The 19,183-nt window shown below is 51.7% G+C and carries 16 protein-coding genes; 5 read left to right on the top strand and 11 right to left on the bottom strand.

All coding sequences use genetic code 11. The features are described from left to right. Positions 1–32: 32 nt before the first annotated feature. The 4 genes from dksA to O3681_RS05495 all read right to left on the bottom strand — a co-directional run bounded on the left by dksA (position 33) and on the right by O3681_RS05495 (position 2,812). A complete protein-coding gene (gene dksA / locus O3681_RS05480) occupies positions 33–449 on the bottom strand; it encodes an RNA polymerase-binding protein DksA (RefSeq protein ID WP_004519243.1) in 417 nt (138 codons plus the stop codon). Positions 450–682: 233 nt separating this feature from the next. After that, the gene (locus O3681_RS05485) at positions 683–1,240 is read right to left on the bottom strand and encodes a YggT family protein (protein ID WP_101755624.1); all 558 of its coding nucleotides are present in this window, start codon (positions 1,238–1,240) and stop codon (positions 683–685) included. 2 nt (positions 1,241–1,242) lie between these two features. Then, positions 1,243–2,040 (bottom strand): pyrroline-5-carboxylate reductase, encoded by a 798-nt coding sequence (proC, locus tag O3681_RS05490; RefSeq protein WP_107723948.1) that lies wholly within the window; start codon positions 2,038–2,040, stop codon positions 1,243–1,245. Between the two features lie 76 nt (positions 2,041–2,116). Next, positions 2,117–2,812, bottom strand: coding sequence for a YggS family pyridoxal phosphate-dependent enzyme (locus O3681_RS05495; RefSeq protein WP_107723947.1), 696 nt, complete (start codon positions 2,810–2,812; stop codon positions 2,117–2,119). 117 nt (positions 2,813–2,929) lie between these two features. Between O3681_RS05495 and O3681_RS05500 the strand changes: the two genes are divergently transcribed. The 3 genes from O3681_RS05500 (at position 2,930) to yccS (ending at position 7,599) form a co-directional block, all read left to right on the top strand. Beyond that, the gene (locus tag O3681_RS05500) at positions 2,930–3,976 is read left to right on the top strand and encodes a type IV pilus twitching motility protein PilT (RefSeq protein ID WP_004519239.1); all 1,047 of its coding nucleotides are present in this window, start codon (positions 2,930–2,932) and stop codon (positions 3,974–3,976) included. 86 nt (positions 3,977–4,062) lie between these two features. Continuing rightward, complete coding sequence (locus O3681_RS05505) at positions 4,063–5,292, top strand: PilT/PilU family type 4a pilus ATPase (protein ID WP_049333157.1); 1,230 nt, start codon at positions 4,063–4,065, stop codon at positions 5,290–5,292. A gap of 165 nt (positions 5,293–5,457) precedes the next feature. Then, complete coding sequence (gene yccS, locus O3681_RS05510) at positions 5,458–7,599, top strand: YccS family putative transporter (protein ID WP_371459486.1); 2,142 nt, start codon at positions 5,458–5,460, stop codon at positions 7,597–7,599. Positions 7,600–7,692: 93 nt separating this feature from the next. Here yccS and O3681_RS05515 read toward each other — a convergent pair whose 3' ends face one another. Further along, the gene (locus O3681_RS05515) at positions 7,693–8,871 is read right to left on the bottom strand and encodes a phosphoglycerate kinase (RefSeq protein ID WP_036493913.1); all 1,179 of its coding nucleotides are present in this window, start codon (positions 8,869–8,871) and stop codon (positions 7,693–7,695) included. A 193-nt stretch (positions 8,872–9,064) separates the two neighbouring features. On the opposite strand from O3681_RS05515, the gene O3681_RS05520 reads away from it, so the two are divergent. Beyond that, complete coding sequence (locus O3681_RS05520) at positions 9,065–10,414, top strand: M16 family metallopeptidase (protein ID WP_371459487.1); 1,350 nt, start codon at positions 9,065–9,067, stop codon at positions 10,412–10,414. A 58-nt stretch (positions 10,415–10,472) separates the two neighbouring features. Next, a complete protein-coding gene (locus O3681_RS05525) occupies positions 10,473–11,771 on the top strand; it encodes a M16 family metallopeptidase (protein WP_371459488.1) in 1,299 nt (432 codons plus the stop codon). A gap of 130 nt (positions 11,772–11,901) precedes the next feature. Here O3681_RS05525 and O3681_RS05530 read toward each other — a convergent pair whose 3' ends face one another. From O3681_RS05530 to O3681_RS05555, 6 genes are all read right to left on the bottom strand, one after another. After that, complete coding sequence (locus tag O3681_RS05530; RefSeq protein WP_283122298.1) at positions 11,902–13,290, bottom strand: calcium-binding protein; 1,389 nt, start codon at positions 13,288–13,290, stop codon at positions 11,902–11,904. Positions 13,291–13,293: 3 nt separating this feature from the next. Continuing rightward, positions 13,294–14,163 carry a hypothetical protein gene (locus tag O3681_RS05535; RefSeq protein WP_371459489.1) on the bottom strand — a complete coding sequence of 290 codons (870 nt, stop codon included), beginning with the start codon at positions 14,161–14,163 and terminating at the stop codon, positions 13,294–13,296. A gap of 286 nt (positions 14,164–14,449) precedes the next feature. Further along, the gene (locus O3681_RS05540) at positions 14,450–15,307 is read right to left on the bottom strand and encodes a hypothetical protein (protein ID WP_371459490.1); all 858 of its coding nucleotides are present in this window, start codon (positions 15,305–15,307) and stop codon (positions 14,450–14,452) included. A gap of 72 nt (positions 15,308–15,379) precedes the next feature. Continuing rightward, a complete protein-coding gene (gene glmS / locus O3681_RS05545; protein ID WP_371459491.1) occupies positions 15,380–17,218 on the bottom strand; it encodes a glutamine--fructose-6-phosphate transaminase (isomerizing) in 1,839 nt (612 codons plus the stop codon). Between the two features lie 161 nt (positions 17,219–17,379). Beyond that, positions 17,380–18,753 carry a bifunctional UDP-N-acetylglucosamine diphosphorylase/glucosamine-1-phosphate N-acetyltransferase GlmU gene (glmU, locus tag O3681_RS05550; protein ID WP_371459492.1) on the bottom strand — a complete coding sequence of 458 codons (1,374 nt, stop codon included), beginning with the start codon at positions 18,751–18,753 and terminating at the stop codon, positions 17,380–17,382. A gap of 97 nt (positions 18,754–18,850) precedes the next feature. After that, on the bottom strand, positions 18,851–19,135 hold the full coding sequence (locus O3681_RS05555) for a membrane lipoprotein lipid attachment site-containing protein (protein WP_003686634.1): 285 nt from the start codon (positions 19,133–19,135) through the stop codon (positions 18,851–18,853). Positions 19,136–19,183 lie beyond the last annotated feature (48 nt).

Raw genomic sequence — 19,183 nt, forward strand, 5'->3', positions numbered from 1 at the left:
GACGGCCTTTTGAGGTTTCTATCTTTATATTCTTAGTCGGCGAACTGTTTTTTCATTCGTTCGCGGCGCTCTTGCGCTTCTACGGACAATGTCGCGGTCGGACGTGCCAGCAGGCGTTTGAGGCCGATGGGTTCGCCGGTATCGGCACAGAAACCGTAATCACCTTCGTCAATGCTGCGGAGAGTCGCTTGCACTTTATTGAGAAGTTTACGCTCACGATCGCGGGTGCGCAGTTCTAAAGCGTATTCTTCTTCTTGAGTAGCTCGATCAGCAGGATCGGGAGCGGATTCGTGCTCTTGAAGATGGCCGGTAGTGGTGTTTGCATTTTCAATCAGCTCTTCTTGCATTTTAACCAGTAGTTCGCGGAAGAAGGCCAATTGGTCGCTGTTCATGTAGTCCTCTTCAGGACCATCCCAGTTTAAAATATCTTGTTCTGTCAGCTTTGCCATGGTGTCTGCTTTCGGTTTGTTGTTAATGATTTGGATGCTACGGGTTTGCTTTTATTGGGTTTTCTTGAATTTCCGTTTTGGAAATTGGGCGAATCATATCATGTTTTACCTATTCATTTGTTCTTTATATTTCGATTTGCACTTTTTTGCACTACCTTACACCTAAATGTATTAAAGCGCTTTTTAGGACGTTGTATTTTTGGTCGTTAATACCTGCTGCGCTTTCAGACGGCCTATTGAAGCAACCATAGGTTGGTTTGCTGGATAAGTTGGGGAAACCATCGGGCCAGCCACAACCATAATAAGAGTGCCAATAAACTGCCTGAAAAATCGTATCGTCCTACGCGTAAGAAGGAAAACGGTTTGAGCAATGGCTGCAAGATTCGTTCGATGGCATAAGTCAACGGCGAATAGCGGCCCTGTATACTGAACACCATTCTAATAATCAGACCAATAAGTAATGTATAAGCCGCGGCTTTCAGCATATGGAGCGCGGCAAACCAGAAGTTTGCCAAAATCAGCTTATTGCTGATGGACAGCGCCGGCGAGATGAAAATAATGGCGGTACAGGCAAGGTAGTACACCAGAAAACCTGAAGGCAGGCAGTACCAATCGGTTTTCTCGCCGGATGGAAATGCTTTTTGCCAAGGTTTGGTCAGCCAGCCTGTTGCCTGTATGCTGAATTTGAGCAGGGGTTGTTCTGCTGCCAATCCTGCGTATCGGAGCAAAAAGCGCGTGATACACAGGATGGCAATAGCGTCTGCCAATAATAGGAGCAAGTCGCCGCGCATGTTCAGACGGCCTTATATTGTTGCGCCATTTCTTGCGAACGTTTGACGCAGGCTTCTACACCCTGTTCGATGGCTTCGGCAACGTGACGGACTTTGAAGGTTTCGATGGCTTCGTGTGTCGTGCCGCCTTTGGAAGTTACGTTTTGCTGTAATTGTGCGAATGCTTCGCCGGTTTGTTCGGCCAAAGCCACTGCGCCTTTAAATGTAGCAAGGCTCAGTTCGCGTGCGTCTTGCTCATTGAAACCTTGTGCTAAGGCCGCATTTTGGAGAGCGCCCAACAGATAGAAAACATAGGCGGGGCCGCTGCCGCTGATGCCGGTAATATTGTGGAGTTGCTCTTCCTCGTTCAGCCAAACGGTTGTGCCGACAGAGCGCATGATGCCGTCTGCGGCTGTGCGGTCGGCTTCTGAAACACTTGCATCGGCAAACATACCGGATACGCCCAAACCGATTTTGGCCGGCGTATTGGGCATGATGCGTACGATACGGCGTGTGCCTCCCAGATAATGGCTGAGGGTATCGATGGACAAACCTGCCGCTACGGACAACACCAGCGCACCATTTAAACGGATGTTTTGACAGGCTGCCTGCATGTCTTGCGGTTTAACAGCGAGAATGAGGACATCGTCCGCACTCAATTCGGGCAGGTTTTCAGAAGTGGCTACGCCCAATTCTTGCTCCAGTTGCGCTCGTCTTTCGGCGCCGCGTTCGACAATGTGGACACGATAACCGTCTTGTTTGACCAAACCGCCTGCAATGGCAGTCGCCATATTGCCGCCGCCGAGAAAATAGATATTCATATATATGTCACTCCTTTGTGATATCGATCAGGCCGTCTGAAACTGCTGTCTACCCGGTTCAGACGGCCTATTACTTTTATTGAGGATAATGCCGCTTGCCGAAAATCGCGCTGCCGATGCGGACGTGGGTTGCGCCGCATTCTACCGCAATTGGCATATCGCCGGACATACCCATAGACAAAACATCTGCTTCGACACCTGCCGCATTCAGCTCAGCCAACAGCCGTTGCATGGTGTGAAACTGGCCGCGTAACTCATCGTCGCTGCTGTCAGCCTTGGCCACACACATCAATCCGCGCACTTTAATATTCGGCAACTTGGCCACTTCAAGGGCCAGCGCAACCGCTTCATCGGGCGCCACACCGTGTTTCGCCTCTTCCGCGGCAATGTTCACTTCAATACACACCTGCAACGGCGACATTTCAGACGGCCTTTGTTCACTCAAGCGCCGAGCCGTTTTCAAACGGCCTATCGTATGCACCCAATGTGCGCGCTCGGCCACAAATTTGGTTTTATTAGACTGCACATCGCCGATAACGTGCCAAACAATATCCGGCAAATCGGCCAGCGTTTCCGTTTTCTCAAACCATTCCTGAATATAGTTCTCGCCAAAATCGCGCTGACCGGCCGCATATACTTCGCGGATATCATCTGCCGGAAAGGTCTTGCTGACCGCTACCAGCTTCACCGCTTCCGCAGGCCGTCCGACAGCCTCAGCCGCCTGTTCAACCGCCCGGCATACGTCCTGATAGTTTTGTTGCAATACCGACATGGTTTTCTCCTTTAACCCGTTCATCACTCGGCATTTTGAAAATTTTACTTGGTCGAACGGATTTATCTATTTAAAATAAAGCGATTTTATTATTCTAAACCAAAACAAGGCCACATTATGCAGATTACCGACTTACTCGCGTTCGGCGTGAAAAACAAAGCCTCCGACCTCCATTTGAGTTCTGGCATTTCCCCCATGATACGCGTACACGGCGACATCCGCCGCATCAACCTGCCCGAGATGAGCTCGGAAGAAGTCGGTACCATGATTACCTCGGTCATGAACGACCACCAGCGCAAGCTCTATCAACAGGATTTTGAAGTCGATTTCTCATTTGAGCTGCCTAATGTTGCCCGTTTCCGCGTCAACGCCTTTATGACCGAACGCGGCCCGGCCGCCGTATTCCGTACCATTCCGAGCACCGTTCTGACGCTGGAAGAATTGCGTGCGCCGCGCATTTTCCAAAAAATTGCCGAAAATCCACGCGGTTTGGTCTTGGTAACCGGCCCGACCGGTTCGGGTAAATCCACCACGCTGGCGGCGATGGTCAACTACATCAACGAAACCCAACCGGCCCACATTCTGACCATCGAAGACCCGATTGAGTTCGTCCACCAAAGCAAAAAGGCGCTCATCAACCAGCGCGAGCTGCATCAGCACACCCACAGCTTTACCAACGCCCTGCGCTCCGCCCTGCGCGAAGACCCCGACGTGATTTTGATCGGTGAGATGCGCGACCCTGAAACCATCTCCCTCGCCCTGACCGCCGCCGAAACTGGCCACTTGGTTTTCGGTACGCTGCACACGACCGGCGCCGCCAAAACCATCGACCGTATTGTCGACGTATTCCCAGCCGGCGAAAAAGAAATCGTGCGCTCCATGTTGTCCGAATCCTTGCGCGCCATCATTTCCCAAACCCTGCTGAAAACCCGCGACGGCAACGGCCGCGTCGCCGCACACGAAATCCTGATTTCCACACCGGCCGTGCGCAACCTCATCCGCGAGAACAAAATCGCCCAAATCAACGCCGCCCTCCAAACCGGTCAGGCCCACGGTATGCAAACCCTCGATCAAGCCCTGCAAACCCTTGTCCGCCAAGGCACCATCAGTCCCGAGCTGGCACGCAGCAAAGCGCAAAACATCGAAAACCTCTCTGTTTTCTAAACCATACTCAGGCCGTCTGAACCCCATCATCCCGTTTTCAGACGGCCTTTCAGCCTGACCGAATACCCGTTTTAAAGAGAATCATCATGAGCGACCTCGCCCCTCTGCACGACCTGTTAAGCGAAATGGTGCAAGCCTACTCACAAAAAAACCAAGCACCGCACATCCCGACCCCGGCCGAAATCGGCACGCATCTTCACCCCCTGCTCGACCGTATGTGTGAAGAGGCCGAAAAACGCAACGCGTCCGACATCTTCATCAGCGCAGGCTTTCCCCCTGCCATCAAAGTCGGCGGCACCCTCACGCCCATGCCCCACAAAGCGCTGACCGGCGCAGACACCGCCGCCATCGCCGAGTCCACCATGAACCCCGACCAGCTCGAAGCCTTCAATCGCGACTGGGAAATCAACTATTCCGTCCAATCGCGCAGCAACACGCGCTACCGCGTCAACGCCTACCACGAGCAAGGCCGCGTCGGCATGGTATTGCGCCGCGTCAGCCAAGACATTCCCGAAATGAAGACCCTCGGCTTGCCCGAAAAGCTCCAAGAGCTTGCACTCGCTCCGCGCGGCCTGCTGATCCTCGCCGGCCCGACCGGTTCGGGTAAGTCCACCACCATGGCCTCCATGCTCAACTACCGCAACCAAAAGCTGCCCGGCCATATCGTTACCATCGAAGACCCCATCGAGTTTATCTACAAACCTTGCCGCAGCATCTTCACCCAGCGCGAAATCGGCATCGATACCGACAACTGGAAAACCGCCGTTCAAAGCGCCATGCGTCAAGCACCCGATGTCGTCTGTATCGGCGAAGTCCGCAGCGAAGAAAGCATGGAATACGCCCTCCAACTGGCTCAAACCGGCCATCTGTGCGTTTTCACCATCCATGCCAGCACGGCCTCCCAAACCATCGAGCGTATCATCAACTTCTATCCGGAAGACCGACGCCAACAGGTTTTGATGGATTTGGCGTTAAACCTCGTCGGTATCATCGGCCAACGCCTCACCATCAAGAAAAACCGCCAACGCACGGCCGTTACCGACCTCCTGCTCAATACTCCGGCCATGCAGGACTTGATTTTCAAAGGCGAATTGCTGGAAATCCGTGACCTGATGGCACGCTCCGGCAGCAACGGCATGCAGACGTTCGACCAAAACCTCTTCAACCTCTACGCACAAGGCCAAATCGAACTCAGCGAAGCCCTGCGCCAAGCAGTTTCCGCCAACGATTTGCGCCTGCGCATTCAAATGCACGACGAGGGCAACAATACCGAGCGTCTCTACGACCGCATCAGCGACCTCAACCTGATGACCTGATGGCGCAAGCCAAACAAGGCCGTCTGAACGGATGTGGAAACGAAATCAAGTATTTTCCCGTATCCGTTCAGACGGCCTTATCTCATTTAAAGCATTCTGAAACCGACTGAAAATCCTGTTAAAATCCAATCATTCACCTCATAACGAATAATAAACAACACCATCATGAACACTCCGCCGCTCAAACCTCTGATCATTGCCTCCCTGCCCGTCTTCGCCAGCGTATTCATCGCCGCCACCCTCGTTTGGCACTTCGATACGCCCAAACTAGTTATGCCCTTCGTACTCGGCATTATTGCCGGCGGTTTGGTCGATTTGGACAACCGCCTCACAGGCCGTCTGAAAAACATCGTCATCACCGTTGCCCTGTTTACCCTCTCCTCATTGCTTGCCCAAAGCACCATCGGCACAGGCGTTCCCTTCATCTTGGCCCTGACCCTGATGACTTTCGGCTTCACCATCCTCGGCACCATCGGCCTAAAATACCGCACCTTCGCTTTCGGTGCGCTCGCCGTCGCCACCTACACCACGCTGACATACACCCCCGAAACCTACTGGCTGACCAACCCCGTCATGATTCTGTTGGGCACTGTCCTATACAGCGTCAACACCCTGATCTTCCAAATCATCCTGCCCCACCGCCCCATCCAAGAAACCGTCGCCAATGCCTACGACGCACTCAGCAACTACTTCGATGCCAAAGCCGACTTTTTCGATCCCGACGAAGCCGCATGGTTGGGCAACCGCCAAATCGACTTGGCCATGAGCAACACCAGCGTGATTACCGCCTTCAACCAATGCCGCGGCGCACTTTTCTACCGATTGCGCGGCCAACACCGCCATCCGCGTACCGCCAAAATGCTGCACTACTACCTCTGCGCGCAAGATATGCACGAACGCATCAGCTCCGCCCACGTCGATTACAGCGAAATGGCCGAGCAGCTCAAAAATACCGACCTCATCTTCCGCATCCGCCGCCTGCTCGAAATGCAAGGCCAGGCGTGCCGCAACGTTGCCGCCTCCCTGCGCAACAACAAACCCTACGCATACAGCAAACGCCTCGGCCGCGCCATGGAAGGCTGCCGCCAATCCCTCAGCCATTTTGCCGAGACCCATGCCGACAATGCCAACCTCCACAATATCCGCCGCCTGCTCGACAACCTCAGCAGCGTCGATTACCAACTGCGGCAACTGCAAAACGATGCGTCCCTTGCCGAAAACGACAATGCCGACACCCGCATCGCCGCCCTTGAAAACACCAAGTTCCGCAATATCGGCGAAACCGTCATCAGCCAACTCAATTTCGACTCCGGCGTCTTCCGCCATGCCACCCGCCTCTCCATCGTCGTAGCCGCGGCCTGCATCATTGTCGAAATCCTCCATCTCAACCTCGGCTACTGGATTCTGCTGACCGCACTTTTCGTCTGCCAGCCCAACTACACCGCCACCAAAAGCCGCGTGTACCAACGCATTGCCGGCACGATTCTCGGCGTGATTGTCGGTTCGCTCGTTCCCTACTTCACCCCGTCTGTTGAAACCAAGCTCTGGATTGTCATCGCCAGCACCACCCTGTTCTTCATGACCCGAAGCTACAAATACAGCTTCTCCACCTTCTTCATCACCATCCAAGCCCTGACCAGCCTCTCGCTTGCCGGTTTGGACGTGTACCACGCCATGCCCATCCGCATCATCGACACCATCGTCGGTTCCGTTATCGCATGGGCTGCCGCCACCTACCTCTGGCCCGATTGGCGTTATCTCACCCTCAGTCACACCGCCGCCCAGACCATCACTGCCAACGGCCGCTATCTCGACGCCATCCTCGACCAACTGCAAAACGGCAGCCGTGACGATGTCGACTACCGCCTCACCCGCCGCCAAGCCCACGAAAGCACCGCCGCCCTCAGCAGCACCTTATCCGACATGAGCAGCAACCCGAAAAAATACCAAGACCGCCTGCAAGACGGTTTTACCCTGCTCAAAACCAGCTATGCGCTGACCGGCCACATTTCCGCGCTCGGCGCATACCGCGACCAGGTTCATCACGACGGCAGCGATACCTTCGCCCCATATGCCCGCCTGACCCACCACATCGCCGAACTCCTCAAACAAATGCCGCAGACCGAACCGGCCACCTTCGATGCAAGCATCGAAGCCATCCGACAGGAGTTTGCCGATTTGGAACAGACCGACAAAGAGCAGTCCCAACAAAACCAAATTCTCAAACACCAGCTCGACCTCATCATCCGCCAGCTTGCACCGTGTTATCAGGCATTGCACAGACAGTCGGATACGCAAACCGCCTAAACCGATAACACATTTCAACAAAATAAATAAGGCCGTCTGAAACCCGATTTGGATTTCAGACGGCCTTTATTCAGCCATCGAGATTAAAACTGATTATGCGCCGCGTTTTTCCAAAGCAGCAACGGCAGGCAACTCTTTGCCTTCCAAGAACTCAAGGAACGCACCGCCGCCGGTAGAGATGTAGCTGATTTGGTCGGTTACGCCGAATTTGGCAATCGCCGCCAAAGTGTCGCCGCCGCCGGCAATCGAGAACGCATCGCTTTGGGCAATCGCTTCGGCCAATACTTTGGTACCGCCGGCAAATTGGTCAAACTCAAACACGCCGACCGGGCCGTTCCACACCACCGTACCGGCAGCTTTGAGCAACTCGGCCAAAGCAGCTGCTGATTTCGGGCCGATGTCCAAAATCATGTCGTCTTCGGCAACGTCGGCAATGTCTTTCACCACAGCTTCCGCATCAGCGGCAAAGGCTTTAGCGACAACCACATCGGTCGGCAACGGAACAGAGCCGCCTTTGGCCGCCATTTTCGCCATGATTTTTTTGGATTCTTCCACCAAATCGTGTTCGGCCAAAGATTTGCCGATGGCTTTGCCTTCTGCCAACAGGAAGGTATTGGCAATGCCGCCGCCGACGATCAGTTGATCAACTTTGTCGGCCAAAGATTCGAGGATGGTCAGTTTGGTAGACACTTTGCTGCCGGCAACGATGGCAACCATCGGATGAGCAGGTTGTTTCAGGGCTTTGCCCAAAGCGTCGAGTTCGCCCGCCATCAACACGCCGGCGCAGGCAACCGGTGCGGCTTGGGCAACGGCTTCAGTCGAAGCTTGGGCACGGTGGGCGGTACCGAATGCGTCGTTGACGAACACGTCGCACAAAGAAGCGTAGGCTTTGCCCAGCTCCAAGTCGTTTTTCTTCTCGCCTTTGTTGATGCGCACGTTTTGCAGCATCACGACATCACCGGCGTTCAAAGTCGGTTTGTTTTCACGCCAGTCGTTCAATACTTTCACGTCTTTGCCCAACAGTTTGCCCAAATGCGCGGCAACAGGCGCCACATCGTCTTCAGGATGGAATTCGCCTTCGGTCGGTCGGCCGAGGTGGGTCATCACGATCACAGATGCGCCGTTGTCCAAGCAGTATTTAATGGATGCGAGCGAAGCGCGGATACGGGTGTCGTCGCTGATGTTGCCGTCTTTGAACGGTACGTTCATATCGGCGCGGATAAGAACGGTTTTGCCTTGAACATTTTGTTCGGTCAGTTTCAAAAATGCCATGATGATTCCTTTGTGATGGTTGGAAACGGGAATGTTTGGGATTATCCGCGAATGAGGCGCGACGGTAAAGATTGGCAACGGCCGCGCTTGATGTGAATCAGCAGATAAGGCCTGGGCCGTCTGAAACATTCGGCCAATCTTTCAGATTTTCCGCTATACTTTGGCGATTGATTTTCATTTTACGGATTAAACCATGTTACGCCGAATTGCTTTAATGCTTGCCTTCGCGCTGCCTGCCGCCTCATGGGCGCAGACGCTTTCTGAAACCCTGCCCAACGGTCTGAAAATCATCGTCAAAGAAGACCACCGCGCGCCTGTGGCCGTTTCGCAGATTTGGTACAAAATCGGCAGCGTGGATGAGAAACCAGGCAAAAGCGGCCTGAGCCACGCTTTGGAACACATGATGTTTAAAGGCACGAAAGACGTCCCCTCCGGCGAGTTCAACCGCCGCGTGTCCGAGCTGGGCGGGCAAAACAATGCCTATACCAACCGCAATGAAACGGTGTATTACGAAAACGTCGCCGCCGCCAACCTGCCCGAGATTCTGAAGCTCGAAGCCGACCGCATGCACAACCTCAACTTCAGCGACAAAGAATTCCTCAACGAGATGAACGTCATCCGTGAAGAACGCCGCCAGCGCACGGAAGACACGGCCGACGGCAAAATGTGGGAGCAAGCCTATCTTGCCGCCTTTACCCAACCGTCCATGCGCGCCTCCGTCATCGGCTACATGAAAGATTTGCACACCCTAAAAGCCGACGACTTGCGCGCGTGGTACAAACAATATTACGCGCCCAACAATGCCGTATTGGTCATTGTCGGCGATGTCGATGCCAAACAAACGCTTCAGACGGCCGCCAAACTCTTTGGAGATATTCCCGCCAAAGCTCAGCCGCCGCGCAACAAACTCCATACCGAACCCTATTTGCGCAAGCCTGTTACAGTCAAAGCCACTTCTCCGGTTACACACCAGCCGCTGATTGCCATCAACTTCCGTGTGCCGAAACTCCAAAAACTCGATGACACGATGCCTTTCGCCCTCGACGTCCTCTCCGATATTTTGGCAGGCAACGCGTCCAGCCGTTTTGATAAAAACCTCGTGCGCGGCAAGCAAACCGCATTGAGCGCAGGAACGCATTACGACATCATCAGCCGTGAAATGCCGCTGTTCAGCGTCATGGCCATGCCTGCCGAAGGCGTGAAAACCGATACCCTGATTGCCCAGCTGCGCCAAGAAATCAAAGACATTGCCGACAACGGCGTTTCCGAAGAAGAATTGCAGCGCGTCAAAACCCAGGCAGCGGTCAGCGAAATCTACGCCAAAGACTCCATGTCTTCCCAAGCCTCCATGATGGGCCGCCTCGAAGCGCGCGGTTTCCAATATACCGACGAACAAGAAATCCACCGCCGCTTACAGGCAGTCAGCGCGCAAGAAGTACAGGCCGCCGCCCGGATGTTGACCGACGAGCGCATGAGTACCGTCATCATCGAGCCGCAAAAACCTGCCGCCGCGCCAAGCAAAAAAGCTGCCAAACGCCGATAAACATCAGGCCGTCTGAAAGCCCATACCCTTTCAGACGGCCTTAACAGAAAGCCACAACATGAAACCCACCCTGCTCGCCCTTGCCCTACTCCTGCCCTTAAGCGTCCAAGCCGCCACCGACATCCAACGCTGGCGCAACCGCGACGGCACCCAAATCCTCCTTGTCGAACGCCACGAAAACCCCATCATCGACCTTGAAGTCAGCTTCAAAGGCGCAGGCAGCGTCGCCAATCCGGACGGCAAAAGCCAAGTTGCCGAATTTACCGCCGCCCTTCTGACCGACGGCACCCAAGAACTGGACGAAGAAGCCTTCAATGCCCAAGCCGACAACATCGGCGCACAAATCAGCAGCGACAGCAATGCCGAAAGCGCATCCGCAGGCTTCCGCAGCCTCAGCAAAGCCGACATCCGCGACAAAGCCGCCAACTTGCTCAACCACTCGCTGACCCGTCCGCGCTTTGACGAAGCCGTTTTCCGCCGCCGTCAAATCCAATCCATTACCGGCTTGCAACAACAGGAAACCACCCCCGACTACACCGCCACGCGCGAACTGACCAAGCTCATCTACCCGAACCATCCCTACGGCAGCGGCGCAAACATAACCGTTGACAGCCTCAAACGCGTTAGTCTGGACGACATCCGCGCCTTCCACCGCACCCACTACGGCAAAGACAACGCCATCGTCGCCATCGTCGGCGACCTCAACCGCAAACAGGCAGAGCAACTGGTCGAGCGCGTCCTCAAAGACCTGCCGGCCAAAGCCACCGCAACCCACGCCATTCCACCCGTTCCCAAACAAACCGCCCAACGCCGCTACATCCCCTTTGCCGGTACACAGGCACAAGTCCTGCTCGGCACCTCCCTCATCAAACGCCACGACCCTGACTACTATGCCCTCGTTGCCGGCAACTACATCCTCGGCGGCGGCGGTTTCGACAGCCGCCTCATGAAAGTTTTGCGCGACCGACACGGCTACACCTACGGCGTATACAGCAGCCTCGCCCCGGCGACAGAAGAAGGCACGTTTGCCGTTTCCTACTCCACCCAAAAGAAAAACACCAAAGCCTCACTGGCCGACACCCAAGCCGTCATCGAGCAGTTTATCGCCGAAGGCCCGACCGAAGCCGAGCTGAAACAGGCAAAAGCCAATATCGTCGGCGGCTTTCCTCTGCGCTACGACTCCAACGACAAACTGCTCAACTACCTGAGCCTGATCGGCCTCTACGACCTGCCCAACGACTACTTGGAAGCCTACCCCAAAGCCATTAACGGCCTGACCGTCGAACAAGTCCGCGACGCATGGCAACGCCGCGTTAAATTCAAAGACCTCAACACCGTCGTTGTCGGCGCAGAATAAAACGCTTTAAAACAACAGGCCGTCTGAAAGATTTTTCAGACGGCCTTTAGCTTTGTTTAAAATCAATCAAACCATTTGTAGATAATTGGTAGAATTTAAGTCCTCTTTTTACATTTTCTTTTGATTTTACTTAAGAAATCCTCGCTCCATGTGATTGGGATTGCACGATTTGTTTTTGTTGCTCCTCATATTCAATTTGTTGTGCTGTTTGCTGAATTTGGCTCAAGCTTTCCTCTACCGGCGTCTTAGCCGCTTCCCACATATCTACAGAAGCCATTATTAATCCGGGGGCTCTGTGTCCGACCGAGACTTTCCCATTATCGTTAATATTGATTAAAGACACACCACTCATCTTGTTTTTATAAGCCACTGAAGCTAACGACATCGCAATATTGTCCAAACTATTTGCATCGTAAGCGATGTTTTTCTGGGCACAAAAATCAGCAAAAATCTGTTTCCCTTGATGATAGATTTTTTGGGCGTTTTGCGGCATATCCTCAATAGTTAAAGCCGTTGGTTTATCAATATCCGCCGCGTATTGATCGCGTTCATCCCTTTCATCCAAAGACATCATATTCGGATCTTTTTCGATAAGGTCACGGGTTTTTTGGTACATTTCGTTGGCATTCTGCTCAATGTCTCGCCAACGCCCCAGCAGGCTTTTATCATATAAGGCTGGTGATTTTTTCAGCTTATTAAATAACCCTCCTCCTTGACGAAACAGAAGAATACCTGTTTCTTCCATCAGAATATCTGGTTTTTCTTGGTTCGATTTCTCCGATTGGAGTCTTTTGAAGTCCTTATCCGTAATATTGACAAACGGCAGCTTGTCGGTATCGGTATAGACGAGCGGGACCGATCTGCCTATACCTTTCGGGTCCAATACGGAATTGAACACTGCATTTGCTTTGCCTACCGCCCATTTCTGAAGTTTTCCCGAAGCGTCTTGGGAAGATGAACCGCCGATGAAGTCGAAGTTGTCGTTTTTAGGCGTGATTCTGAGGTTGCGGATTTCTCGACTGCCGTCGGGCCGGACGAAGAATTGGAGTTTGGCAATATCCGTTTGGGTAACGGTTACTTGGGTTGAGCCGAAAATAAAAGCGCGTTCGACGTAATCGGAGGATGAGGTATCTATGCCGTATTGGGAAATAGCTGTAGTAAATCCTCTTTCTGTTTTAGGTAATTCTCTAACTCTTTGAGCAATCTTTGTCTTTCCATAAATCAAATCGATAGCTTCATCAAAAGAGTAAGGCTTATCTCTAACAAGTAGATTTTTAGCATTAAAAAAGTTTTCAAACATTTTAAAATCTGCTGCCGAAGCATATCGTCCTGCACCATTTCTCATATAGTCTGTTGCGTCAATATGAATAGGTTTTCGTTCGGTAGAGGTTGCCGCAGTAAGCATATCTTCTTTCTTTGGAGGGATTGCAGCATTCCACAAATAATGTGATAAAACTTTATCTACTGATACTTCAGATACTTTTAACGCATTACGAGAAATTCCACTTACATTAGGCATGTCTTATCCTTTCAGTTTAGTTTGATGGATATAATATGGTTGCCAGAGTATATCTCCACAATTATTCATAAATAGGATTTCTGAAAATCTACTCTGATATGTTTTTTCTTTTTTCGTTTCATCTTGGCGTAATCCAGGAATAATCTCTTTGATCTCTACATAAAAATTCCCCACACCATAATCCATAATATTAATATTTTTTGGAATTTCGTTTTCCGGAAAAATTCTTGCAAATTCTATATAGGTAACTAATTCACTATTTTTTATTTTTAATATAGCTTCTTTTTTATTTAAGATATTACAGCAGTCCGAGCCAAAAATAACTTCTTCCTCTTCAGGTGCTCTAAACACCAGGGTAAATCCTTTGCTGCCATAGCCGGTTAAATATTTCTCTAAATCTTCAGTTTTTTCTATTTCTTTTTCCTGATATTGTGGTAATAGAGGATGATCTCTTGGGTCTTTCTTTTCTAAAAAAAGGCTATCCCATTTTCCGTTAGTATAATCTTGTGGGACAAACCACACACGGCAAGCTTTTTTATTACGAATACAATCCTCGCTGGTATAAGCATCCCCAGCCAATGTAGTAGTAAAATCTGTCCGATAAGCTTCTGCAACCCCCAACAACCTACCTGCAAAACTGACCATTGCTTTCCTGTGTAATTCTGCGGGCGTATAAAACTTTCTATCCCGCCAGCAATAGCCCGCTCTGAGTTTTTCCCTGTATTCCTGTTCCGAAACCCCGTCAGGCTTTGGGTCTTTGGCAATCAGTTCTTTCCAGTATTGGTATTTGTCGGGTGCGGTATATTCATATATACCGAAGCCTGCTGCCGCCAAAGCAGCGATTACCAGTAGGTATTTGTAGACTTTATTCATTTGCTTGCCTTTAATTAATAACCAAGGTTGTCTAAAACTTTTCAGACGACCTCTTTGCTTGTAAGAGGTTCCAATATAGCATATTGGTTTGCACCATTTTTCATATAGTTAGTTGCATCTATTTTGATAGGATTACGATTTGTAGAAGTTACTAATGAAGCCATATTTTCTTTCTCTGGAAGCATTGCAATATTCCATAAATAATGAGATAAAACTCCATCTATGGTTACTTCTGATACTCTTAATGATTTTCGCTGTCTTACATAACATTCCTATTGGATATAGGTTAATAAATATAATGAGGCTGCCACAATACATCGCCACAATTATTCATGAATAACATATCTGAAAAGTCAATCTGATAAGTTTTTTCTTTATTTTCATCCCATTGATAGAATCCTGGACTAACCTCTGAATAACTAAAATAAAAATTACCAACCCCGTAATTTTCGATATCGATATTCTTTGGTATCTCACTCTCTGGAAACGTTGCCGCTCCCTCTAAATAAGTAATCAACGTATTATTTTTTATTATTGGGGCAGCTTCTTCTATACTTAAAACTTTACAGCAGTCAGAACCGTAAATGCTTGCTCCTCCTTGATTATATCCTCTGATAATCAAAGAAAAACCTTTTACATCATACTGTTCCAAATATTTTTTTAAATCATCCGGTTGTTTTATTTCATATTTTAAATACTTTGCCAACAGTGTTCCATCCGTTGGATCTTTCTCCGCCAAAAACATCCTATCCCATTGCTCGTTAGTGTAATCCTGCGGAACAAACCAGACGCTACAGGCTTTTTCGTGACGTACGCAGTCTGCACCCGTAGAATAATCCCGTCCACCCTGATTGGTGGTCATGTTGGCCTTATAGGCTTCTGTTTCTCCCAATAATCTACCTGCAAAACTGACCATTGCTTTCCTGTGTAATTCCTCAGGGGTGTAAAACTTCCTGTCCCGCCAGCAATAGCCTGCTCTGAGTTTTTCCCTGTATTCCTGTTCCGAAACCCCGTCAGGCTTTGGGTCTTTGGCAATCAGTTCTTTCCAGTATTGGTATTTGTCGGGCGCGGTATATTCATATATACCGAAGTCTGCTGCCGCCAAAGCAGCGATTGCCAGTAGGTATTTGTAGACTTTATTCATTTGCTTGCCTTTAATTAATAATTAAGGTCGTCTGAAACTTTTCAGACGACCTTTTATCGTTCAAGCTAGGCTTTACTCAACCGTTACCGATTTAGCCAGATTTCGCGGTTTGTCCACGTCTGTACCGCGTGCGAGGGCGGCGTGGTAAGACAGGAGTTGCACGGGGATGGTGTGCACAATCGGCGAGAGTACGCCGACGTGGCGTGGGGCGCGGATAACGTGCACGCCTTCGGTGGCGTTGAAGTTGCTGTCGAGGTCAGCGAAGACGAATAGTTCGCCGCCGCGTGCGCCGACTTCCTGCATGTTGGCTTTCACTTTGTCCAACAGACTGTCGTTCGGAGCAATTACGACAACAGGCATGTTCTCGTCTACCAAGGCCAACGGGCCGTGTTTCAACTCACCCGCAGGATAAGCTTCGGCGTGGATATAGGTAATCTCTTTCAGCTTCAATGCACCTTCAAGGGCGATTGGGAAGTGGATACCGCGGCCCAAGAATAGTGCGCTGGTTTTCTTGGCAAATTTTTGCGCCCAAGCGGCGATTTGCGGCTCAAGATTGAGAACGTGCTGAATGCTGCCCGGCAGTTGGCGCAATTCTTCGACGTATTCACGCGCCTGTTCATCGGAAACCAGGCCGCGCTGTTTGCCCAAGGTAACGGCCAGGCCGAACAGGACAACCAGTTGGGTCGTGAACGCTTTGGTAGAGGCAACGCCGATTTCTGCACCAGCGCGTGTGTACAGTACCAATTCGCTTTCACGCGGCAGGGCGGATTCCATCACGTTACAGATAGACAGGCTGTGTTTGTGTCCCAAGGATTGCGCGTATTTCAGGGCTTCCATGGTGTCTAGGGTTTCGCCGGATTGGGAAATGGTGATGACCAGTTGTTTCGGATCGGCAATCACGTCGCGGTAGCGGTATTCGCTGGCGATTTCCACGTCGGTCGGCACTTTGGCGATGGATTCGAGCCAGTATTTAGCAGTCAGCGCGGCATAGTAGGACGTACCGCAGGCAAGGATTTTGATGCTGTGGATGTCGTCGAATACTTCGCGTGCATTCGCGCCGAAGTTTTCAGGTTCGAAACCGCCGTCCAAGAAGACTTCGGCAGTATCGGCAATGGCGCGGGGCTGTTCGTGGATTTCTTTTTGCATGAAATGGCTGTATGGACCCAACTCCAAAGAAGCCAAAGACAACTCGGACACTTTAATCGCGCGTTCGGTTTGCGCACCGGTTTTGTCGAGCAGTTTTTCGATACCGTTTGCGTTCAGCAGGGCAATGTCGCCGTCTTCCAAGTAAGCGATGCGGCGGGTAAAGGCGATTACGGCGGATACGTCGGAAGCGATAAAGGTTTCTTGCTCGCCCAAGGCCACCAACAGCGGGCAGCCCATGCGCGCAACAACCATTTGTTCAGGGTTGTCTTGTGCGATAACGGCAATGGCGTATGCGCCGTGGAAACGGGCAGTCGCGGCTTGGACGGCTTCAAACAGTTTGCCGCCGTTTTGTGTGTATTCGTGGTTGACGCTGTGGGCGATGACTTCGGTATCGGTTTGCGATTCGAAGGTGTAACCCAACGCTTGCAGGCGTTCGCGTTCGGCTTCAAAGTTTTCGATGATGCCGTTGTGGACAACCGCAATCATGCCGCCGGAAATGTGGGGGTGGGCGTTAGGCTCGGTTACACCGCCGTGGGTTGCCCAACGGGTATGGCCGATGCCGATATGGCCGAACACGCCTTTTTCGCGTGCCGCATCTTCCATCAGCTGCACACGGCCGACACGGCGGACGCGTTTGATTTTGCCGTCCATGTTTACGGCAATACCCGACGAATCATAGCCTCGGTATTCAAGGCGTTTGAGACCGTCGGTCAGAAAATCGACTACATTGTGATTGGCGCGAATAGCACCTACGATACCGCACATATAAGTTCCTTAGTATCAAAAGTTTGAGAAAATGACTGCTGCTCCGGCTCCCGAAAGCGGCAGTCGGAAAACGCCGTTTTATATTCATTGAAACGGCAAATCTGGGTTTCAGACGGCCTGTTGTTTCTCAAGGCCGTCTGAAAGTAAATAAAAGACCGGCCTTACTTCTTATCGCCTTTTTCCGGACGCACCCAGCCTTCGATGACGGTTTGGCGCGAACGGGCGAGGACGAGTTTGCCGTCTTCGCAGTTGCGGGTAATCGCACTGCCCGCGCCTGTCGTCACTTTGTTGCCGAGGGTAACGGGGGCAACCAGTACGCAGTTTGAACCGATGCGCACTTCGTCGCCGATGACGGTTTTGTGTTTGTTCACGCCGTCGTAGTTGGCAATAATCGTGCCGGCGCCGAAGTTGGTTTTGCTGCCGATCTCGGCATCACCGATGTAGGTGAGGTGGTTGGCTTTGGTGCCGTTGCCGATGGTGGCGTTTTTGACTTCGACGAAGTTACCAATGTGTACGTCGTCGGCCAGTTTGGCTTGCGGACGCAAACGGGCGTATGGGCCGATTTGGTTGTTTTCGCCGACTTCGCAACCTTCAAAATGGGAGAATGGGGCGATTTTGGTGTTGGCACCGATTTTGGCGTTTTTGATCACGCAGTTGGCACCGATTTCAACGTTGTCGCCGAGTTCGACTTCGCCTTCGATGACGACGTTGACGTCAATCACGACATCTTGTCCGTGTTTCAGACGGCCTCGTAAATCGAAACGTGCCGGATCGCGCAGGGTTACGCCTGCTTTGAGCAATTCTTGCGCCTGTTCAGTTTGGAAAATACGCTCGAGTTCGGCCAGTTGGAGTTTGTTGTTCACGCCGGCGGCCAGATAAGAGGCGCGGACTTGGACGGGATGAACTTTAATACCGTCGGCAACGGCTTTGGCGATGAGGTCGGTCAGATAGTATTCGCCTTGGGCATTGTTGCTGGAAAGGCTGTTCAACCAAGCTTCGAGTTTGGCGTTAGGCAAAACCAAAATGCCGGTATTGATTTCTTTCACGGCTTTTTGGGCGGCATCGGCGTCTTTTTCTTCGACAATGGCAGTTACGCTGCCGTTGCTGTCGCGGACGATGCGGCCCAAACCTGTTGGGTCGTTAGGCACATCGGTCAACAGGCCGACTTCGTCGCCTGCGGCTTCAAGCAGGGTTTCGAGGGTGGCTGCGTCAATCAGGGGAACGTCGCCGTACAACACCAGCGTGCGGCCTTCGGCGGAAAGGTGCGGCAGGGCGGTTTTGACAGCGTGGCCGGTACCGAGCTGTTCGGTTTGTTCGACCCAAACGACATCGCGTTTGACGGTGTCCAAGACTTGCTCTTTGCCGTGGCCGATGACGACGCAGATGTTTTGGGGATTCAGGGAGGCGGCAGTGTCGATAACGCGCTCAACCATGGGAAGGCCGCCGATGCGGTGCAGCACTTTGGGCATTTTGGAGTACATGCGCGTGCCTTTGCCGGCGGCGAGGATGACGATATTTAAAGCTGTCTGAGCCATGATACGGTTTCCGTTGTCGTTGTTTGAGGCCGTCTGAAAAGTGTGGCAACAAGTGTTGATTGTTTTTCACTCCGTTTCAGACGGCCTTGGGATATTGTTATTCGGTTGCTGGCTGTTGGTTGGCAAATTGCGGTTTTTGCCAGTGCTGGCCGCGTTCGCCGTGTTCAGCATGATCCGCTTGATTGGATTGGACGGCGCGGCGCTCTGGGCGGAACTGGTTGTAATTCATGTTTTTAGAATAAGTACCGTCCTGATAAACGATAGGTGTGCCGGTAGCATATTTTTGGCGTACGGCGGTACGGCCGGATTCGTTGGTGTAGGTTTCCCAAGAGCAACCGGCCAAAACGGCGGCGGCGGTCAGAATTAAAGCGAGTTTACGCACGATGTTGTCCTTGTTTTTAAATGTCGGCAATACCGTGTATTGTACTTG

It is taken from the genome of Neisseria sp. 27098_8_158 (genome assembly GCF_041433145.1).
Classification (GTDB): domain Bacteria; phylum Pseudomonadota; class Gammaproteobacteria; order Burkholderiales; family Neisseriaceae; genus Neisseria; species Neisseria subflava_E.